Genomic DNA, 19,239 nt, shown 5'->3' on the forward strand with positions numbered 1-19,239 from the left:
CGGCTTAAACGTGTGCCATGCAAAATAAAACCGGCAAAATCGGCAAGGCAGTGCTTGCGCACTGCCTGCATCACAAGCTGAACCCGATCAGCAAGCCGAGCTACCTCAGCTGCTGATTTTGGTCAGCAAAGCCTGGGCTTCTTCTTTCAGACTGCCTTGTGCCTCACCGACCAGGTCCTGCAATACTTCCCTTGCACCGTCGCGATCACCCATGTCGAGATAAACCTTGGCCAGATCCAGCTTGGTGGACAACGGGTCGTCCAGCAGCGTCATGCCTTCGGCTGCAACCGGAGCATCAGCAGGTACGGTAGGAGAAGGAGCAGGTGCCGGCGTAGCAGCCACCATGTCTTCGTACAGCGATTCAAAACCATCACTTGCGGCTGGTGTCGATGGTAATTCCAGCGTTGCCACAGCCGGTTCTTCCGCTTTGGCCGGCTCGATATCGCTCGCCAGCCCATCCAGATTGAAATCAAAATCCAGCAGATTGGTATCGGCAGCAGGCTCTGCAGCCGGCTTTTCCGGCTCGGTGGCAGGTGCTGGTGCCAGAGCTGCCAGTTCGGCATCCAGATCAAAATCCATCAGGTTGGATTCTGCCGCCGGTGCCGGTGTCACTGCTTCTTCTTCGGCAAACAGGGCGGCACGCAGCGGATCATCGACAGCAACCGGTGCGGCAGCCTCGACAGGCTTGGCGACAACGGGCTCGGACACTGCCTCGCCAAACAGTTCCTGATCCAGATCGATCACGCCATCGCCAGCAGCAGCCGTACTTTCTGCAGGTACGTCATCTGCAGCAAGCTGGTACAGCGCATTGGCCGGATCAATAGCCAGCCCCATCGCAGCCACCTTGGCCCAGGCCTGACCCTTGCCATCGGTGCTGACGTGGAATTCACGTGCCAGCTTCTCGAAGCTGCCTGCATCCGGGCGTGCCGCATACAGTTCCAACAGTTTCTGGCGCACTTCCTGGCGCGACGGATCCTTGGCCAGCGCATCCTTGAGGATTTCCTCGGCCTGCGCATCACGGCCATAGGCCATATACACTTCGGCTTCCGCTACCGGGTCAACCTCTGCCGCATCAATCGCACCGGAGGACTGGGTAAAATTGGTCATGAAGGAGTGGCCGCCACTGACCGAGCTGGGCCCGCTGCCCACAGCATTGCGACCCAATACTGCATTATTGGCCTGGGCGGACAGCTGCAGCGAAGACCCTGCAGCAGCCTTGCGGCGACGGGAAATCATCACGCCAAGCGCACCGAGAAGGCCGACACCCGCCACGCCACCACCGATCAATGGCAGGTTGTCAATCAGGCCATCCAGCCAGGAACGTTCCGGCGGCGGAGGCGGGGGAGTAACCGGCTTGGGTGCAACAACCGGCTTGGGGGCCGGCACAGCGGCAACCGGCGCACTAGCCTGAACAACAGGCTCCACAGCCGGTACCGAGGCGGCCTGTACCACCGCATCTGGCTGCGATGCCTGCGGCTTGCCGCCTTGCATGGCCTTGAGTTGTTGTTCCAGTGCAGCAATACGCGCTTCGGCATCTTTCAACGACTGCTCGCGGGCACTTACCTGCTGCTCCAATACCGAAAGCTTGGCATCCGGCTGGCCGCCTGCGGCATCCGGCGGCACCAGTTTAAGCACGTCAGTGCCCTTGCCTTTGGCTACAGGCTGCTTGGCTGTAGCCGGTACGGCTGCCGGCGGCTGGGCTGCTGCAGGAGCAGCACCATCAGGATGCAGAATGGTGCTGACCTGATCAGCCGACAGCGCCTTGACCTTGCCCGCAGTCGGCACCTTCAGGGTAACACCGGCTTTTAGCTTGTTGGGATTGCCATCATTGAAGGCATGCGGGTTATTCTGCACCAGCGCTGCCATGGTTTGCTCCAGCGATGCACCTGCCGGCTTCACTCGTGCCGCCATGCCACGCAGCGTGGAGCCGGATCGGGTTTGCACCACGCCCGGAATCATTGCATGCGCCGGTCTGACCGGTTTACCCGCATAGCGGCTGGACAGATTCTCCTCGGCATATTGGGGCATGTCCTGCACGATGGATTTGGCTTGCGGCGCATTGTATGTCGCCGGATCAAGCAACACCGTGTACTCGCGTACCGAACGACCGGAACTGGTCTTTGCTTCCACAACGAAGCGCAGGTAAGGATCGTTGATGGGGACGGCAGAGCTGACCCGGATGACGGCACCATGCGCGGAGGGAACCACGTGAAAGCGCAATGCGGACATGCTGCCGCTGTAATCGACATTCAAGTCCCGAAAGGTATCCGGGCTGGCCAGCCCGATACGGGCGGTTTCCAGCTCGCTCGAGCGAACTCCGGTCAACTCGATATCTGCGTGAAAGGTCTCCCCCAGGAAGGATCGTACATTGATCCTGCCAAGACCGGCCCATACATTTGCCGAACACACCATGGCGACAGCCAGTACGCTCAGCTTGAATTTTGCCTGATTATTCACAGTCTACCTTCCGGCACTCATTTATCTTGATTTTATTTCGCCCGCTCTACCCGCACGGACACACAACTGGCAACTAGTGCCATATTAGGCCCTAGCAAAGCTTTTAGCTAGATAACATAACAAGAAAACCCCGGACTGGCCGGGGCTTTACAATTATTCAAACACACCGGCTTTATTCAGCGACTCCGCCAACAGAACGCAATTGAGTGCGGCACCAACCCGGACATTGTCTGCGCTCAACCAGAAACTGAGCGAATTTCCGGTTTTGCGCAGGCGGCTAATCCAGACGCCGCCATTACCAGTTGCCTCCATAGGCGTAATGTAGCCACCGTGCTGATCGGCAGAAATCAATTGCAATCCTGCCGCCAACAGACGATTACGCACTTGTAGCAGATCAATATCCCCATCCACTTCAAGGCTTACTGCCCAAGAGTGGCCAAAGAATACCGGCACGCGAACACAACTGGCTTCTACCTGCAGCGCAGGCTGCTGCAGCAGGCGGCGTAATTCATTAACCAGGGAAAGCTCTTCAGCGGAAGTACCATCCGCATCAACGTCGCCAATCTGCGGAAGCACATTAAAGGCAATGCGCTTGGCAAAAACTGTATTTTCAGATTCTCGCTGCGAGAATAATGCAGTTGTTTGCTCGGCCAGCTCTTCCAGTGCCTTTTGCCCGGCACCGGATACCGACTGATAGGTGGCAACAGTCAGGCGGCGCGGCTGCAGCGGCAGCAAGGGGTGCAGAGCCATGGCCAACGGTGTGACCGTGCAATTGGGTGCGGACACCAGGGCCCCGGCCTCCAAGCCCTCCAGTTGAGCACCATTCACTGACGGCACCACCAGCGGCACTTCGGCATCCAGGCGGTAGGCATCGCTGAAGTCAATCACGGTTACGCCTGCGGCGCGGGCTTGCGGGACATATTCGCGCGCCACATCGCTGCCGGCGACAAAAATGGCCAGCGCTACATTCTCGAAACCGAATTCATCAAGCTGACGGATGTCCAGTTCCAGATTGCCATAAGCAACGGTAGACGCCTCATGTTCCGGGCCATCAACGGCAAACACACGTTCTGCCGGGAACTGGCGTTCGGCCAGCAGTTCGAGAACAGATTGGCCAACCAGGCCAGCGGCACCTACTACAGCAAGCTGCATCATCCGAATAAATCCTTACATTCCTGAAATAGGCTGATTTTAACTCAGCCAAAAGCAAAGGGCGCGAGAAGCGCCCTTTGCAGTGTAGTCGATCCCGGCTGTATGCCGGTTAAAAAAGCGTATCGACCATTTTAACCCGAATCAGCGTTCGATGAGGATACGCAGCATACGGCGCAGCGGTTCAGCCGCGCCCCACAGCAGCTGGTCACCAATCACGAAGGCGGACAGGTATTCGCCACCCATGTTCAGCTTGCGTACGCGACCCACGCCAACTTCCAGGCCGCCGGTGATGGCAGCCGGGGTCAGTTCCTTGACGCTGATTTCGCGGTCGTTCGGCACCCATTTCACCCAGTCGTTGCCAGACTTGATGATGGCTTCGATTTCTTCCAGCGGCAGGTCTTTCTTCAGCTTCACGGTAAGCGCCAGGCTATGGCAGCGCATGGCACCGATGCGCACGCACAGGCCGTCAACCGGAATGGTGGCGTCGGTGCCGAGGATCTTGTTGACTTCGGCCTGACCCTTCCACTCTTCCTTGGACTGGCCGTTGTCCAGCTGCTTGTCGATCCACGGGATCAGACCGCCAGCCAGCGGCGCACCGAAGAATTCGGTCGGCACGTCTTCACGGATGGCGGCAGCCACCTTGCGGTCGATCTCCAGAATGGCGGACGACGGGGTAGCCAGTTCGTCGGCCACGGCAGCGTGTACCACGCCCATGCCCTTGATGAGTTCGCGCATGTGGTTGGCACCACCGCCGGAGGCTGCCTGGTAGGTCATGGAGGAAACCCACTCCACCAGACCCTCACGGAACAGACCGCCCATGCCCATCAGCATGATGGAGTTGGTACAGTTGCCGCCGATGTAATCTTTTACGCCCTTGGCCAGTGCGCTGTCGATCACATTGCGGTTGACCGGGTCCAGCACGATGACGGCATCGTCAGCCATGCGCAGGGTGGAGGCCGCGTCGATCCAGTAGCCAGTCCAGCCGGCGGCACGCAGTTTCGGATAGATATCGCTGGTGTAATCGCCGCCCTGACAGGTGACAATGGCGTCCATTGTCTTCAGTTCGTCGATGTTCTTGGCGTCTTTCAGCGCCGGTACATCACGGCCGATGTCCGGGCCTTTGCCGCCGACATTGGAGGTGGTGAAGAACACCGGTTCGTTGATGACAGCGAAATCGTTCTCTTCACGCATACGTTGCATCAGCACGGAACCAACCATGCCACGCCAGCCTACAAAGCCTACTTTCACGGGTTTCTCCTGGGATCTGTCTCTAAAGTTGCGATTGGCCCGTCAACGCAAGCGTTAGCGGGCCAAGTATTTTTATTACCCCATTGTGCAGCGCGATAGCGCAGGTGGCAATGGGGTCAACCCTATCCGGGTGAAGTTTTTTTTACAGCGCTGCCACCACCGCGTCACCCATGCCGGAGCAGCTGACTTTCTGGCAGCCCGCTTCGAAGATGTCGCCGGTGCGGTAGCCTTGGGCCAGCACCGTCTTGACCGCGTTTTCCACGCGCTGGGCAGCTTCTTCCTGGGCAAAGGTGTAGCGCAGCATCATGGCGGCAGACAGGATGGTGGCCAGCGGATTGGCCAGGTTTTTGCCGGCGATGTCCGGTGCAGAACCGTGCGAGGGCTCGTACAGGCCCTTGTTGTTCTGGTCCAGCGAGGCCGACGGCAGCATGCCGATGGAGCCGGTGAGCATGGAGGCTTCGTCGGACAGGATGTCGCCAAAGATGTTGCCGGTCACCATCACGTCGAACTGCTTGGGGTTGCGCACCAGCTGCATGGCGGCATTGTCCACATACATGTGGCTCAGCTCTACCTGCGGGTATTCGCGCGCCACGTCGATCATGATTTCTTTCCAGAACTCGGTGGTTTCCAGCACATTGGCCTTGTCGACCGAACACAGCTTCTTGTTGCGCTTCATGGCAATGCCAAAGGCAACGTGAGCGATGCGACGCACTTCGCTTTCGCTGTAGCGCATGGTGTTGAAGGCTTCGCGCTCGCCCTGCTCGTTCACACCCATGCCACGCGGCTGACCAAAGTAGATGTCACCGGTGAGTTCGCGCACGATCATGATGTCCAGACCCGACACCACTTCCGGCTTCAGGGTGGAGGCATTGGCCAGTTCCGGGTACAGGATGGCCGGACGCAGGTTGGCAAACAGGTTCAGGTCCTTGCGGATGGCCAGCAGACCGCGCTCGGGACGCAGCGGGCGATCCAGCGTGTCGTATTGCGGGCCGCCAACGGCACCCAGCAGCACGGCGTCGGCTGCACGGCACAGCTTCTGGGTGAATTCCGGATACGGCACGCCATAGGCGTCGTAGCCGGCACCGCCCAGCGGGGCTTCTTCCAGCTCGATCGGCAGGCCGTCCTGACGCAGTACATCCAGCACGCGACGTGCCTGGGCAATGATTTCCGGACCAATGCCGTCACCCGGCAATACGGCGATTTTCATGATTTATCCTTTGCTGTCTCTGATTACTTAGTATTTTGAAATCTTCATGCTGCCCACAGTACGATCACGTCGACGGTAAAGCTGCCATCGGCCTCGATGGCGTAGTAGTCGCGCACTTCCTGCCCCACCGACTGCTGTAACAGGCGAATGGCCTCGCGCATGGTTTGCGGTGTGCGCATGCGTTCCACCCACACGCCGAATTCCAGCCGCAGCTTTTGCCGCGTCACCTGCTGCACTTGCCAGCCGGCAGCGGACAGTGCGCCCAGCCATTCGGCCATGGCGTAGTTGTGCACATGGCTGGTATCGCGCAGCACTTCCACTGCTTGCAGATAGGTATCCAGCAGCGGCTGGCCGGGCGACATCACGTCGATGAAGGCAAGCTTGCCACCGGGTTTGAGCACCCGACGCGCCTCGCGCAGCGCGAGGCCCAGATCACCCCAGTGGTGGGCGGAGTAGCGGCTGAACACGAAGTCGAATTCGCCATCGGCAAATGGGAGTTGTTCGGCCGCGCCTTGCCGGGTGGTGAGCGTGCCAAGGCCTCGCGCTGCCGCTTCGTCCGCCACCACTTGCAGCATGCTGGCCGACAAGTCGTAAGCCACTACGCTGCCAGCATATTCGGCCACCTGGAAGCTGACATGGCCGGCACCGCAGCCCAGGTCCAGCACCCGCGCCTTGCCATGCTCACGCACGGCTTGCTGTAGCTGGGCAAACTCCGCGCCCTGAGCGTGTACCTGGCTGTGCAGGTAGGCCGCGGCCTGGGCACCGAATTGTTGCTGGACGTGTTCTGCGTGTGCGCTCTGGCTCATGTCATTCTCCGGTTCAGGCCTGGTGGAACAACCAGGGCTGGGACTGGCGGCGGGCCGCCTCGTAGGTCTTGATTTCGTCCGCGTGCTGCAAGGTGAGGCCGATTTCATCCAGACCGCCCAGCAGGCAGTGCTTGCGATGCTCGGTGACATCAAAGGCAAACGACTGGCCGGACGGGGTGGTGATGGTCTGCGCTGCCAGATCCACCGTCAGGCGGTAGCCTTCGCTGGCTTCGCACTCGCGGAACAGCTGGTCCACTACGTCAGCCGGCTGCACGATGGGCAACAGGCCGTTCTTGTAGCAGTTGTTGAAGAAGATGTCGGCAAAGCTGGGGGCGATCACCACGCGGAAGCCCTGGTCGTCCAGTGCCCACGGTGCGTGTTCGCGGCTGGAACCACAGCCGAAGTTTTCACGCGCCAGCAGCACTTGCGCACCGGCGTAGCGCGGGAAGTTGAGCACGAAGTCCGGATTGAGCGGACGTACGCTGTTGTCCATGCCCGGTTCGCCGTGGTCCAGATAGCGCCACTCGTCGAACAGGTTGGGGCCAAAGCCGGAACGCTTGATCGACTTGAGAAACTGCTTGGGGATGATCGCGTCGGTATCAACATTGGCGCGATCGAGCGGGCACACCAGCCCGTCCAGTTTATTGAATGCTTTCATGAGATTCTTTCCGAATCAGGCTGCCCTTACTGGGCAGCGTTTTCGATGGCCTGTCCGGCCTTCTGGATGCCGTGGCCGACAGCCTGGCCACCTTGTTTGAGGTCTTCACCCGCGCCGTGTAAGGTATTGCAGGCAGACAGCAGAATGGCCACAAACAGGCTGAGTGCAATTTTTTTCATGGATGAATTCCTTTCGCAGAGTTAAAGCTGACGGATGTCAACAAAATGGCCGGTCACCCCTGCTGCCGCCGCCATGGCCGGGCTGACCAGATGGGTACGCCCACCCTGCCCCTGACGGCCTTCGAAGTTGCGGTTGGAGGTGGAGGCGCAACGCTCGCCCGGTTGCAGACGGTCGGCATTCATCGCCAGACACATGGAGCAACCCGGCTCGCGCCATTCAAAACCTGCCGCGATGAAAATCTTGTCCAGTCCTTCGGCTTCAGCCTGTGCCTTCACCAGACCGGAACCTGGCACCACCAGTACCTGTTTTACGCTAGCCGCCTTGGTGCGGCCACGGGCCACGGCAGCGGCTTCACGCAGGTCTTCGATACGGGAATTGGTACAGGAGCCGATAAACACGATGTCGACCGGAATCTCTTTCACCGGGGTATTGGCGGTCAGACCCATATAGGCCAGCGCGCGTTCAATACTGCCCTTCTTCACCGGGTCGGCTTCGGCAGCCGGGTCCGGCACGATGCCGTCAATATCGGTCACCATTTCCGGCGAGGTGCCCCAGGTCACTTGCGGCTTGATGTCGCTGGCTTCCAGCTCCACCACGGCGTCAAAATGCGCACCTTCGTCGGTATGCAAGGTGTTCCAGTAGGCCACGGCTGCGTCCCACTGCGCCCCACTCGGTGCAAACGGACGGCCCTTGACGTAGTCGATGGTCTTGTCATCCACCGCCACCATGCCGGAACGGGCACCGGCTTCGATGGCCATATTGCACAAGGTCATGCGGCCTTCCATCGACAGGCTGCGGATAGCCTCACCACCGAATTCGATGGCATAGCCGGTACCGCCCGCAGTGCCGATCTTGCCGATGATGGCCAGCGCCACGTCCTTGCCGGTAATGCCGGCAGGCAGCGGGCCATTCACCTTCACCAGCATGTTCTTGGACTTCTTGGCTACCAGGCACTGGGTCGCCATCACGTGTTCCACTTCCGAAGTGCCGATGCCGTGTGCCAGCGCACCGAAGGCACCGTGGGTGGAGGTGTGGCTGTCACCACAGACCACGGTCATGCCCGGCAGAGTGGCGCCCTGTTCCGGCCCCATCACATGCACAATGCCCTGCCCCTTGTCCTTGAACGGGAAGTAAGCCAGGGCGCCAAAGGACTTGATGTTGGCGTCCAGGGTTTCCACCTGCTGGCGCGAGATCGGGTCCTTGATGCCTTCGTCCCAGTGGTCGGTCGGGGTGTTGTGGTCGGCGGTGGATACCACCGAGTCCACACGCCACAGGCCGCGACCGGCCAGTTTCAGGCCTTCAAAGGCTTGCGGGCTGGTGACTTCATGCACCAGGTGACGGTCGATATAAAGAAGAACCGTACCGTCGGCCTCTTCCCGCACTACATGGCTGGACCAGAGCTTGTCGTAAAGAGTTTGTGCTGTCATGGCTTCCTGCTCGTGAAATGGCGGTTGCAACACCGCCGGTTTGCCGGATACAAGGCAGCCATTCTGTCACGCTGATCATTACCGCCACAAGGCTGTCCTGCTTGCCTTGGCCGCTGTGCGCCACAGTGATTGGCTGCTGTTGGCACACATCATCGCGCAGCTTTTTTCCTAGTACAAGATAAGCATTTATACTAGTACTAGCACTACCACATTAAAGTGGAAACTCCATCAGGAATCAGCATGAGCCAGAGCAAAACCACCAGCCCGCTGGGCGAGTTCATCCGTGCCCATCGCGAAAGGGTCAGCCCGCAGCAAGCCGGGCTGCCAGCCGGCGCGCGCCGTCGTGCCAAAGGCCTGCGGCGCGAAGAAGTGGCCGCACTGTGCGGCATCAGCCCCACCTGGCTGACCTGGATTGAACAGGGGCGCAGCCAGTCGGTATCCGCCCCCACGCTGTCACGCCTGGCCGATGCCCTGCTGCTGACCCATGCCGAGCGCGATTACCTGTTCAAGCTGGCCGGACTGAAAAACCCGCAGGACAGGCCTGTCGAACGCAATCCGCAATCGCGTCAGGCCTTGCGTGACGCGGTAGATGTCATTGGCGCACCGGCTTATGTACTGGATGCCAACTGGGATGCACTGGCCTGGAATACGCTGGCGGCCGAATTGTTCAGCGGCTGGCTGGACCAGCCACTGGCACGGCACAATTTGCTGGATTTCATGTTTTTGCGCGCCGAGTCACGCCAGCTGGTAGAGGACTGGCCGGTACGGGCGCGGCGCATGGTGGCAGAGTTTCGCGCCGATGCGGGTGAGCGGCTGGAGGAAAACAACATCCGGCAATGGGTGGACACCCTGCGTCAGGGCAGTGCGGAATTCGATACGCTGTGGCAACAGCATGACGTGCAGGGTCGCGAAGGCGGCGAGCGCGCCTTCAACCATCCGCAGCGCGGCCGCCTGGTGTATCAGCAGCTGACGCTGAATCTGGCTGCTGCACCGGAACTGAAGCTGATCATGCTGCTGTAGGCTTGGCGCAGGGTTCCGGCCGCAACCAGCGCAGGCACACCAGCACGCCCAGCGCGGCGGCCACTACCGACATGCCAAACGTCAGCAACATGCCGCCATGCGGCCACAACAAACCGCCAACCAGCCCGCCAGAACTGCCGCCCACACCAAACGAGGCGATGATGTACAAGCCCTGCGCCCGGCCCTGGTGCTGCTGGGCAAACAGGCGGTGAATCAGCCCCACCGAAGTGGCATGGTGCAGGCCGAAGGTCAGCGCATGCATGCTTTGCGCCAGCACCGCCAGCACCGGCTGCTCCACCGCACAGGCAATCAACACAAAGCGCCATACCGCGGTCAGCAGTGAAGCCAGCATCAGCCGCTCCAGCGAAAACCGTCCCATGATGCGCGGCATCAGCAGGAACACCAGGATTTCGCTGATCACCCCCACCGACCACAACAAGCCGATGGCACCCTTGTCATAACCTGCATGGCGCAGGCCGATGGAATAAAAGGTGTAATAAGGCCCGTGGGCATAAGCCATCAGGAAGCAACAGGCAAACAAGGCCAGCACGCGTGGCTGGCGCAAGGTCTGCCAGATCGGCCCGGCCGCTTGATGATGGCGAGGGTTGCTGACATCCGGCACGAACCAGCCTGCCAACACGATGAATGCCAGCAACAGCAGCAAGGCCCAGGGCAGATTGACCAGATGGATCAGGTCCAGCACATAGCCGCCCACCATGGACAGGCAGACAAAGCCGATGGATCCCCACACTCGTACCCGGCTGTAGCGCCCCGGCTGGGCACGCGTCAGATTGGCCGTGCTGGCTTCCACCAGCGGCAAGGCCCCGGCCCAAAAGAAATGCGATACAGCCAGACTGGTGAAAATCCACCAGAAGCCATTACCCAGCCCCACCAGCGCAAACGCCAGCGCCGAACACAGCGAGGTACTGATGATGATGGCCCGTCGCCGCCCTTGCCGGTCTGCCAGCCAGCCCCAGAAGCCGGGTGCCACGATACGCGCCAGCGTGGACAGCGCCATCAGCACGGAAATCTGCAGTGCTGAGAATGACAGAGACTCCAGATACAAGCCCCAGAACGGGCCGAACAAACCCTGAAAGGCAAAATAGGCAAAATAGAACAGCGCGAAAGGACGCAGGGAGGGAGCAGCAACAGCAGATGAGGCAGACATCAATACACAATCAGATAAAGCTGCTACCGTCCGGAATCTGGAACGGTGGCATGGTCATTACAGGGTGCCCTTGAAGCGGGAAATATCCCGCCGGGCTTTCTTGGTGGGACGGCCTTCGCCATGCGGAAAGCTGGCATGTTCTGCCTTCAGCAGCAGCATGCGCTCCTCGCGCTCAGCCTTGCTCGCTTCGTCCTCCTGATACATCAGCACGGCCTCCTTGGCCGGACGACGCTGGGTGGCCAGTTGCAACACGGTAATGCGGTATTCCAGCTGGTTGATGCGCAGCAACAGTTCATCACCCTCGCGCACGATGCGCGAAGCCTTCACCCGCTCGCCACTCACCAGCACCCGCCCCAGCTCCAGCGCCTCGTGCGCCAGCTGGCGCGTCTTGTAAAAGCGCGCAGCCCATAGCCACTTGTCCAGCCTTACCTTGCCATCGTCTTCGTCCTGCTCGCGCGGGCGGCTCATGCGACCACCGTCCAGTCGGCACTCACCACACCGTCCAGTTGCAGATGCAGCACATCACCCGCGTGCAGCGCAGCCACGCCTTGCGGCGTGCCGGTGTAGATCAGATCGCCTGCCGTCAGGCCGTAGGTCTGCGACAGGTAATGGATGATGGTGGCCAGTGGATACAGCATCAGGCTGGTATCGCCCTGCTGACGGGTTTCACCATTCACCTGCAGGCTGAAGGTGAATGGCTGCCCCAAGTCGAGACAGGAAGCCGCAACAAAATCAGACACGCAGGCCGCATGGCGAAAGCCCTTGGCCTTGGTCCAGGGCTTGCCACCCTGCTTGGCCTCACTTTGCACATCGCGCGCGGTCAGGTCCAGACCGATGCCCACTCCCGCAATCTGAGACAGCGCATCCGCCGCGGCAATATCACTGCCACCCTTGCCGATCAGCAGGACCAGCTCACACTCGTGGTGCACGTCTGAGGAATAGGCCGGCAGCGCAATATCCTGCCTGCTCATGGTGAGGGCCGAGGTAGGCTTGAGGAACACCAGCGGCTCCTCTTCCAGCTGATTTCCCAGCTCCGCCACATGGGCCGCATAATTGCGACCGATGCAGAAAATATTGCCAATTTTCTGTTCCACGCCTTCAAACATGACAACCGCCATGGTGCACTCCTTCCGGTTCAAGCTGCTGATTATCCCAGATGTAACCGTCTGGCGGGAGGCCGTCATTAATTATACAAACGTCATTTATGGCACAATCTCTGCTACCATGCAGCCCGCTCCTGCCAACTTCAGGACGATGACATGACACGGAAACAGGGCAAACCCTGTGTCATTGGGTTAAGGACATGGACATGATTTGTGCATTGCCGCAACAGCCCTGCACTCACCGTGGATTTTTTCAGGCCGGCATACCGCCAGCCGGTGAAATTGTCATACAGTCCTGTTACAGTCAGCGAGTACCCCGGCGGCGGCACCGCCCGACCGCCCCGGACAGCACGTATCCACCCACCTCTCACGGCATGTTAAGGAGATGTACCTTGACTCAGGACACGACCGCTTCCCTGGAGAGTTTCTTCTCCAGCCTCTCAGAGGCTAACCAACAGTGGATGCAGCAGTTTGTCAATTCGATGACCGCCGGCATGCCACTGGACGCAGCTGCCAACCCCATTTCCGGTGCCTGGAACCAGATGGTGAGCAACACCAACCAGATGCTGGCCATGCAGACCAATCTCTACCAGCAGCAAATGAATATGTGGCTGCAGTTCCTCGGCCAGAAACCAGCTGAGGCAGCCGCCGCACCGGCTGCCGGCAGCGATCGTCGCTTTGCCGCACCGGAGTGGAACGAACACCCCTTCTACAGCTTCCTCAAGCAAAGCTATCTGCAAACATCCAAGTGGATGACCGAGCTGGTCGATCAGTCCCAGCTTGAAGACGAGTCCAAGGAAAAGCTGGCCTTTGCCACCCGCCAGTACCTGGATGCGATGGCCCCCACCAACTTCATGCTGACCAACCCGGAAGTCATCAAGCGGGCACTGGAAACCAAGGGCGAAAGCCTGGTGGAAGGCATGAAGAACATGGCCGAAGACATCCAGAAGGGCCATATCTCGATGTCGGATGAAAGCAAGTTCGACATCGGCAAGAATATCGCCACCACGCCGGGCGAAGTGATTTTCCGCAACGAGCTGATCGAACTGATCCAGTACACCCCCACCACCACCGAGGTGTACGAAAAACCGCTGCTCATCGTGCCGCCCTGCATCAACAAGTACTACCTGATGGACCTGCAGCCGGACAATTCCATGGTGCGCCACTTCGTGGCCCAGGGTTACAAGGTCTTCCTGATCAGCTGGCGCTCGGCCGTACCGGAAATGAAGCATTTCACCTGGGAAAGCTATATCGAAAAAGGCGTGATTGCCGCGGCGGAAACCGTCAAGAAAATCACCAAGCAACCAAGCATGAACGCGCTGGGCTTCTGCGTTGGTGGCGTCATCCTCAATACCTCGCTGTGCGTGATGCAGGCCAAGGGTATCAAACTGATCGACAGCGCCACTTTCATGACTTCGCTGGTTGACCATGAAGATCCGGGTGAGATCAAGGTATTCATCGACGAAAAGCTGGTCGCCAGCCGCGAAGCCAAGCTGGCCAGCGGTGGCATAGTCAGCGGCAAGGAAATCGGCCGCACCTTTGCCAGCCTGCGCGCCAACGATCTGGTATGGAACTACGTGGTCAACAACTACCTGCTGGGCAAGACCCCGGCCCCGTTTGACCTCTTGTACTGGAACAACGACGCCGTCGACCTGCCCCTGCCAATGCATACCTTCTTCCTGCGCCAGTTCTACCTGAACAATGCGCTGGTAAAGAAAAATGCCATCACCCTGTGTGATATTCCCATCGACATCAGCAAACTGGATATTCCGCTGTACGTGTTTGCCGCACGCGAAGACCACATCGTACCGTGGAAGTCCGCCTTCTCCGGTATCAAGTACATGACCGGTGCACCGTCGCGCCGCTTCGTACTGGGTGCGTCCGGCCATATTGCCGGCTCCATCAACCCGGTTACCAAGGACAAGCGTAACTACTGGGTGAATGAAAATCTGGTCGATGACCCGGAAGTATGGCTGGAAAATGCTGAAAGCCGTCCGGGCAGTTGGTGGAAGGACTGGGACAACTGGTTGGCCCCGCAGTCGGGCAAGAAAGTTGCCGCTCCCAAAACTGCCGGCAGCAAGGAGTTCCCGGCTCTGGTAGCCGCCCCTGGCACTTATGTACTGGCCAAGGCCATGCCCAGCACGGTAGCCAGCCTGCAATAATCACCCGATGCCCGGCACATGCATGCCGGGCACATGCTCCTGACAGGAGCCCCCACCGCAGAACCATAACGGAGAGTTAGCTATGCAAGAAATCGTGATTGTTGCCGCCCTGCGCACTGCCGTAGGCAGTTTTGGTGGTGCACTGTCCAAGGTACCGGCACCCGAACTGGGTGCCACCGTCATCAAGGGCCTGCTGGCCCAGACCGGCGTAAAACCGGAAGACGTCAGTGAAGTGATTCTGGGCCAGGTGCTGACTGCTGGCTCTGGCCAGAACCCGGCCCGCCAGGCCGTGATCAAGGCAGGCCTGCCGATCACCACTCCTGCCTCCACCCTGAACGTGGTATGCGGCTCCGGCCTGCGTGCCGTGCATCTGGCAGCCCAGGCCATTGCCAATGGCGATGCCGAAATCGTAATTGCCGGCGGTCAGGAAAACATGTCACTGTCCCCGCACATTCTGCCAGGTTCGCGTGATGGTTTCCGCATGGGCAATGCCCAGTTGGTGGATACCATGGTCGCCGATGGTCTGACCGACGTATACAACCAGTACCACATGGGTATCACCGCTGAGAATGTGGCTGAGAAATACGGCATCAGCCGCGAAGAACAGGACGCGTTGGCCCTGGCCTCGCAGAACCGCGCTGAAGCAGCCCAGAAGGCCGGCAAGTTCAAGGACGAAATCATTCCGGTACTGGTTCCGCAGCGCAAGGGCGACCCGCTGGCTGTTGATGCCGACGAATACATCAAGGCAGGCACCACCGCCGAAACCCTGGCCAAACTGCGTCCGGCCTTCAAGAAAGATGGCACCGTGACCGCCGGTAACGCCTCCGGCATCAATGACGGTGCAGCTGCCGTGATGCTGATGACTGCTGCCAAGGCTGAACAGCTGGGCCTGAAACCGCTGGCCGTGATCCGTGGTTATGCCCTGACTGGTTGCGCACCGGAAATCATGGGTATCGGCCCGGTTGCCGCCACCCGCAAGGCCGTGGAAAAAGCTGGCTGGTCTGTGGAACAGCTGGATCTGGTAGAGGCCAACGAAGCCTTCGCTGCCCAGGCTCTGGGTGTGGCGCGTGAACTGGGCTGGAGTGCGGACAAGGTTAACGTCAATGGTGGTGCTATTGCGCTGGGCCATCCGATTGGTGCATCCGGCTGCCGCGTTCTGGTTACCCTGCTGCATGAAATGCAGCGTCGCGATGCCAAGAAAGGCCTGGCAACCCTGTGCATTGGTGGTGGCATGGGCGTGGCACTTGCAGTTGAGCGCCGCTGATCGATCCAGCCGAAGCCAGACAGAAAACCGGGCACATGCCCGGTTTTTTATTGCCACAAAAAAGCCCCGGCGTACTGGCCGGGGCAGTTTCGGTCAACCGCCCTGCTGGCTGGCCGAGGTGGAGACATTACGCAAGACGGCAGGGTATTTATCCTGCAGCACACAGCGTTTTTTCAGCATAGCGGGCAGTACATCGATTCCCAGTGAAAATATATGGCTTTTAGTCCAGTTGCAAACGCGGCAAGCCGTTTTGAGCCCGTGCTCGATTACACGCTTCTTCATAAATGCCAATACTGGCGCGAGCACCAAACTCACGACAGGGAGAAGGCCGCTCGCTGTAAATGCCACAACTGACCGATTCCCCCACCTTGCCCACCAGGGCAATGCAGCGCGGGCGGGCATAATCGGTACCACGCATGCGCATGATGGTGGCAGTTTCCTCATCAGCCAGCCGTGCCGGAACGCAGCCCCCCGGCTCGGTATCCAGTTCGGAGTAATGAAAACTCACCCGGAAGGCGGCACAGCAGGCACCACAGCGCTGACAGATGTTTTGCTCGGCTTGGGACATACGGATAAACCAGAGATTCAAGTCGGCACAGTATGCCTGTAAGCTGGGTGGATTTCAGCCGTATTGCGAGTTTTCATGCCCTCTTCGCTCTCCATGCTCTTTCCCGGCAGCCATTGGCCCGATTACCAGGGTGGCAGCCTGCTCAATCTCATGGCCAGCCTGAGCCGCGAACTGGGCGGCCCACATACCGGGCATGCCGGGCTACACCAGCCATGGCTGTCCGGTATCACCCGGCACCAGCATGTGGTACTGATACTCATTGATGGTCTGGGCGAACAGCAGCTGCGCACACTAGGCCCGGACAGCATGCTGTACCGTCATCAGCTAACCACCCTGAGCAGCGTGTTTCCAGCAACTACGGCAGCAGCCATCACCACCTTGCTGACCGGCCACACCCCCGCCAGCCATGGGCTGATTGGCTGGCATCTGTATTGCCAGGCCAGGGAGGCCGGACAAGAGAGTATTGTGGCTCCCTTGCCCATGTCGGTACGGCATCCAGCCGTAAGTACGCGAACACCGGAACAACTGGCACGCCAGTTGCTGGTGTGCCCACCCTTGCTGCCACAACTGGGGCGGAAGGCAGAGATACTGCAACCACACTACATTGCGGATTCTCCCTACAGTCTGCACCATGCAGGAAACATCAAGCGTACTGCCTATCGGGATGTTGAGGATGCCTTTGCCCAGTTGGCCACCAGCCTGCAGCAAGATCAGGCACCGGGTTTCCACTATCTTTACCTGCCACAATTGGACAGCCTGATGCACCGACAGGGCTGTCACTCGCGCCCAGTACAAGCCTTGTTTACCCAGCTAGATGCGGCCTTTACCCAGTTGGCTGACATTGCCGACCAAACCGACAGTGCCATCCTACTTACCGCCGACCATGGTTTTATCGATACCCCCCGCGCACGGCAGATCAGTCTGGACGAGGATTTCCCGGCACTGTACACCATGCTGAACCAGCCCCTGTCCGGCGAGCGCCGGGCGGTGTTCTGCCACGTAAAACCGGGGCTGCGCGACGCCTTCATCAGTCTGGCCCGACAGCAGCTAGGCCATGCTTGCTGGGTAGTGGACAGCAGACAGTTGCTGGAGGCCGGTGCCTTTGGTCCGGGCAACATACATCCGCAACTGGCAAGCCGTTGCGGTGATGTCACCCTGCTGGCACAAGATGACTGGAGCATCCGCGATACCCTACCGCAGGAGAAACCACTTCATCTGCCCGGCCAACATGGCGGGGTGAGCGCAGCGGAAATGTACGTGCCACTGATCCTGCGCCTCCCCCAGAAGGAGTAGCCGTTCTGATGCCTGCGGCTGATACCGCCAAGCCTGCCATGCATCGCACAATGAGGCATGACATCCAATAAATTTCCTCTGGTCTACGCTTGTTCGGGCTGCTCCAGCGCCGCCCAGATGGCTAATGACCTTGCGCTGCGCCTGGATCGTGAAGGTCTGGCGGAAATGTCCTGTATCGCCGGTGTTGGCGGCGGTGTGCCCGGTCTGGTTAAACTGGCCCAATCCGGTCGCCCCATTCTGGCATTAGACGGATGCCGTCTTTCCTGTGTGCAGGCCTGCCTGCGCCAGGCGGGAGTGCAGGCCGACCATGCCTTGCTGCTGTCTGACCAGGGAGTGGTCAAATACAAGCACCAGGCTTATGCCATCAGCCAGGCAGAAGAAGTGTGGCCGCTGATCCGGGACAGTGCCGGCGCACTGGCCAACAAAAAAACAGAATCAGAATAAACCACTCTGCAACTGTTGCTGCTCCAGCGAGGCCAGCTCTTCGGCAAACTGCTGTTCCAGCTCTTGCAGATGCTGGCGCTGGACATGTACCGGCATCAGCACCCGGGAGATGGGCTGCAACTGCCCCAGTATCACTTGCTCGTAGCTGAGGGCAGTCACATCATCAGCATCCACCCTATCATGCAGTACGCCCATGCGGTTCAGGCAGATGGTTTGTGCTTCGACACGGAAAAAACCTTCCGGCTGCTCCAGTACCTCGCGTACTACGTCAAGAATGCCATCCAGCTCGGTCAGTCGCGCCAGGGGCTGTAACTGCAGCTGCACTTCGGCCTCGCGCTGACGCAAGGTCTGGGCATCAGCCGGCTGCAGACGGGCCAGGGTGCCAGCCCCTCCGGTGGCATCAATCACCACCCGCCCCTCCTGTCCGAAAGTAGCCAGCTTTAGCTGAAGCTGTTCCAGCTCGGTCTGTAAATCCAGCCGCATTTGTTGCAGCAACTTGATGCGACGATCGATCACGGCAACCAGAACGGTAAGACCATGGTGACGGGTACTCTGTTGCAGATCCTCCGGAGTGGCAGATGGGTCGATCAGGCGATGCTGGTCGAAACTGACAACTTGCTGGGCGACATCAGTACGGACTTCGCCATTGTGCTCCACCATGCCAAAGCGTACGGTTTCGCTGCGGCTCATGCTCATAATGGCCCAGGCTTCGTCACCCTGACTGGCAGATAGAAAAAACGACTGCAGCGGAGCACTGCCTTTCAGGCACAGCAACAGGCTGAGCGGGCTGGAAAACAACAGGCCCAGCCTGCGATCGGTGGCAAAGCTGCGCAGGGAGAGTTCCAGCGGCGCAATACGCTGCCAGGGCAGCCCGGCCAGATATTCCAGCGTACGCCGGGTTCCGGGGAGCAGACGCTGCTGATAGCCCGGCAACAATCGCAGTCGACCATCGCAGCCATCAATCACTGTCTCGATAGCATGCAGCAAATCAGCCTTCTTTTGCCTTGAAGCCTCATCCAGGCCCAGTTTCTGCCACAGCCAGTCCAGCATTGGGACCTCTCCCTCAAACAAAAACAGTAGTA

At 59.5% G+C, this 19,239-nt stretch carries 18 protein-coding genes; 5 read left to right on the forward strand and 13 right to left on the reverse strand.

Features of this window, described 5'->3' with window-relative positions; translation table 11 throughout:
* Window positions 1-105: 105 nt before the first annotated feature.
* The 8 genes from QVF59_RS01345 to leuC all read right to left on the reverse strand — a co-directional run bounded on the left by QVF59_RS01345 (window position 106) and on the right by leuC (window position 9,135).
* Window positions 106-2,457: a motility hub landmark protein FimV gene (locus tag QVF59_RS01345; protein ID WP_287876910.1), complete on the reverse strand. Its 2,352-nt coding sequence runs from the start codon at window positions 2,455-2,457 to the stop codon at window positions 106-108.
* A 153-nt stretch (window positions 2,458-2,610) separates the two neighbouring features.
* On the reverse strand, window positions 2,611-3,612 hold the full coding sequence (locus tag QVF59_RS01350; RefSeq protein ID WP_287876912.1) for an aspartate-semialdehyde dehydrogenase: 1,002 nt from the start codon (window positions 3,610-3,612) through the stop codon (window positions 2,611-2,613).
* 138 nt (window positions 3,613-3,750) lie between these two features.
* On the reverse strand, window positions 3,751-4,857 hold the full coding sequence (gene asd / locus QVF59_RS01355; protein ID WP_287876914.1) for an aspartate-semialdehyde dehydrogenase: 1,107 nt from the start codon (window positions 4,855-4,857) through the stop codon (window positions 3,751-3,753).
* A 142-nt stretch (window positions 4,858-4,999) separates the two neighbouring features.
* Window positions 5,000-6,064: a 3-isopropylmalate dehydrogenase gene (gene leuB, locus QVF59_RS01360; protein ID WP_089086082.1), complete on the reverse strand. Its 1,065-nt coding sequence runs from the start codon at window positions 6,062-6,064 to the stop codon at window positions 5,000-5,002.
* A gap of 44 nt (window positions 6,065-6,108) precedes the next feature.
* Window positions 6,109-6,870: a class I SAM-dependent methyltransferase gene (locus QVF59_RS01365; RefSeq protein WP_287876916.1), complete on the reverse strand. Its 762-nt coding sequence runs from the start codon at window positions 6,868-6,870 to the stop codon at window positions 6,109-6,111.
* Window positions 6,871-6,883: 13 nt separating this feature from the next.
* Entirely contained in the window at window positions 6,884-7,528 is a 645-nt protein-coding gene (gene leuD / locus QVF59_RS01370; protein WP_287876917.1) for a 3-isopropylmalate dehydratase small subunit, read from the reverse strand.
* A gap of 26 nt (window positions 7,529-7,554) precedes the next feature.
* Complete coding sequence (locus tag QVF59_RS01375) at window positions 7,555-7,707, reverse strand: entericidin EcnAB (RefSeq protein ID WP_159875629.1); 153 nt, start codon at window positions 7,705-7,707, stop codon at window positions 7,555-7,557.
* 21 nt (window positions 7,708-7,728) lie between these two features.
* The gene (gene leuC / locus QVF59_RS01380) at window positions 7,729-9,135 is read right to left on the reverse strand and encodes a 3-isopropylmalate dehydratase large subunit (protein WP_287876920.1); all 1,407 of its coding nucleotides are present in this window, start codon (window positions 9,133-9,135) and stop codon (window positions 7,729-7,731) included.
* A 240-nt stretch (window positions 9,136-9,375) separates the two neighbouring features.
* Between leuC and QVF59_RS01385 the strand changes: the two genes are divergently transcribed.
* A complete protein-coding gene (locus tag QVF59_RS01385; protein ID WP_287876922.1) occupies window positions 9,376-10,155 on the forward strand; it encodes a helix-turn-helix transcriptional regulator in 780 nt (259 codons plus the stop codon).
* Here the strand turns inward: QVF59_RS01385 and QVF59_RS01390 are convergent.
* Genes QVF59_RS01390 through QVF59_RS01400 form a run of 3 tightly spaced genes read right to left on the reverse strand, consistent with a single transcriptional unit; the run spans window position 10,142 to window position 12,441 of the window.
* Window positions 10,142-11,323, reverse strand: a complete 1,182-nt coding sequence (locus tag QVF59_RS01390) for an MFS transporter (protein WP_287876924.1) — start codon at window positions 11,321-11,323, stop codon at window positions 10,142-10,144. The genes QVF59_RS01385 and QVF59_RS01390 overlap by 14 nt on opposite strands.
* Window positions 11,324-11,380: 57 nt before the next feature.
* Window positions 11,381-11,791, reverse strand: coding sequence for an RNA-binding S4 domain-containing protein (locus QVF59_RS01395; protein WP_287876926.1), 411 nt, complete (start codon window positions 11,789-11,791; stop codon window positions 11,381-11,383).
* Window positions 11,788-12,441, reverse strand: a complete 654-nt coding sequence (locus QVF59_RS01400; protein WP_287876928.1) for a fumarylacetoacetate hydrolase family protein — start codon at window positions 12,439-12,441, stop codon at window positions 11,788-11,790. The genes QVF59_RS01395 and QVF59_RS01400 overlap by 4 nt, the downstream gene beginning before the upstream one ends.
* A gap of 446 nt (window positions 12,442-12,887) precedes the next feature.
* On the opposite strand from QVF59_RS01400, the gene QVF59_RS01405 reads away from it, so the two are divergent.
* Entirely contained in the window at window positions 12,888-14,588 is a 1,701-nt protein-coding gene (locus QVF59_RS01405; RefSeq protein WP_502866790.1) for a PHA/PHB synthase family protein, read from the forward strand.
* 82 nt (window positions 14,589-14,670) lie between these two features.
* Window positions 14,671-15,852: an acetyl-CoA C-acetyltransferase gene (locus tag QVF59_RS01410; RefSeq protein ID WP_159875622.1), complete on the forward strand. Its 1,182-nt coding sequence runs from the start codon at window positions 14,671-14,673 to the stop codon at window positions 15,850-15,852.
* Between the two features lie 220 nt (window positions 15,853-16,072).
* Here the strand turns inward: QVF59_RS01410 and QVF59_RS01415 are convergent, their stop codons facing one another.
* The gene (locus tag QVF59_RS01415; protein WP_159875621.1) at window positions 16,073-16,420 is read right to left on the reverse strand and encodes a YkgJ family cysteine cluster protein; all 348 of its coding nucleotides are present in this window, start codon (window positions 16,418-16,420) and stop codon (window positions 16,073-16,075) included.
* A gap of 75 nt (window positions 16,421-16,495) precedes the next feature.
* Here QVF59_RS01415 and QVF59_RS01420 point away from each other — a divergent pair, with 75 nt between their 5' ends.
* Both QVF59_RS01420 and QVF59_RS01425 read left to right on the forward strand, forming a co-directional pair.
* Complete coding sequence (locus QVF59_RS01420; protein WP_287876932.1) at window positions 16,496-17,713, forward strand: alkaline phosphatase family protein; 1,218 nt, start codon at window positions 16,496-16,498, stop codon at window positions 17,711-17,713.
* 57 nt (window positions 17,714-17,770) lie between these two features.
* The gene (locus QVF59_RS01425) at window positions 17,771-18,157 is read left to right on the forward strand and encodes a putative zinc-binding protein (protein WP_287876934.1); all 387 of its coding nucleotides are present in this window, start codon (window positions 17,771-17,773) and stop codon (window positions 18,155-18,157) included.
* Here QVF59_RS01425 and QVF59_RS01430 read toward each other — a convergent pair.
* Window positions 18,149-19,207 carry a hypothetical protein gene (locus QVF59_RS01430; protein WP_287876935.1) on the reverse strand — a complete coding sequence of 353 codons (1,059 nt, stop codon included), beginning with the start codon at window positions 19,205-19,207 and terminating at the stop codon, window positions 18,149-18,151. The two genes, QVF59_RS01425 and QVF59_RS01430, sit on opposite strands and share 9 nt — an antisense overlap.
* Between the last annotated feature and the right edge of the window lie 32 nt (window positions 19,208-19,239).

The organism is Aquitalea sp., from assembly GCF_030150775.1.
Classification (GTDB): Bacteria; Pseudomonadota; Gammaproteobacteria; order Burkholderiales; family Chromobacteriaceae; genus Aquitalea; species Aquitalea denitrificans.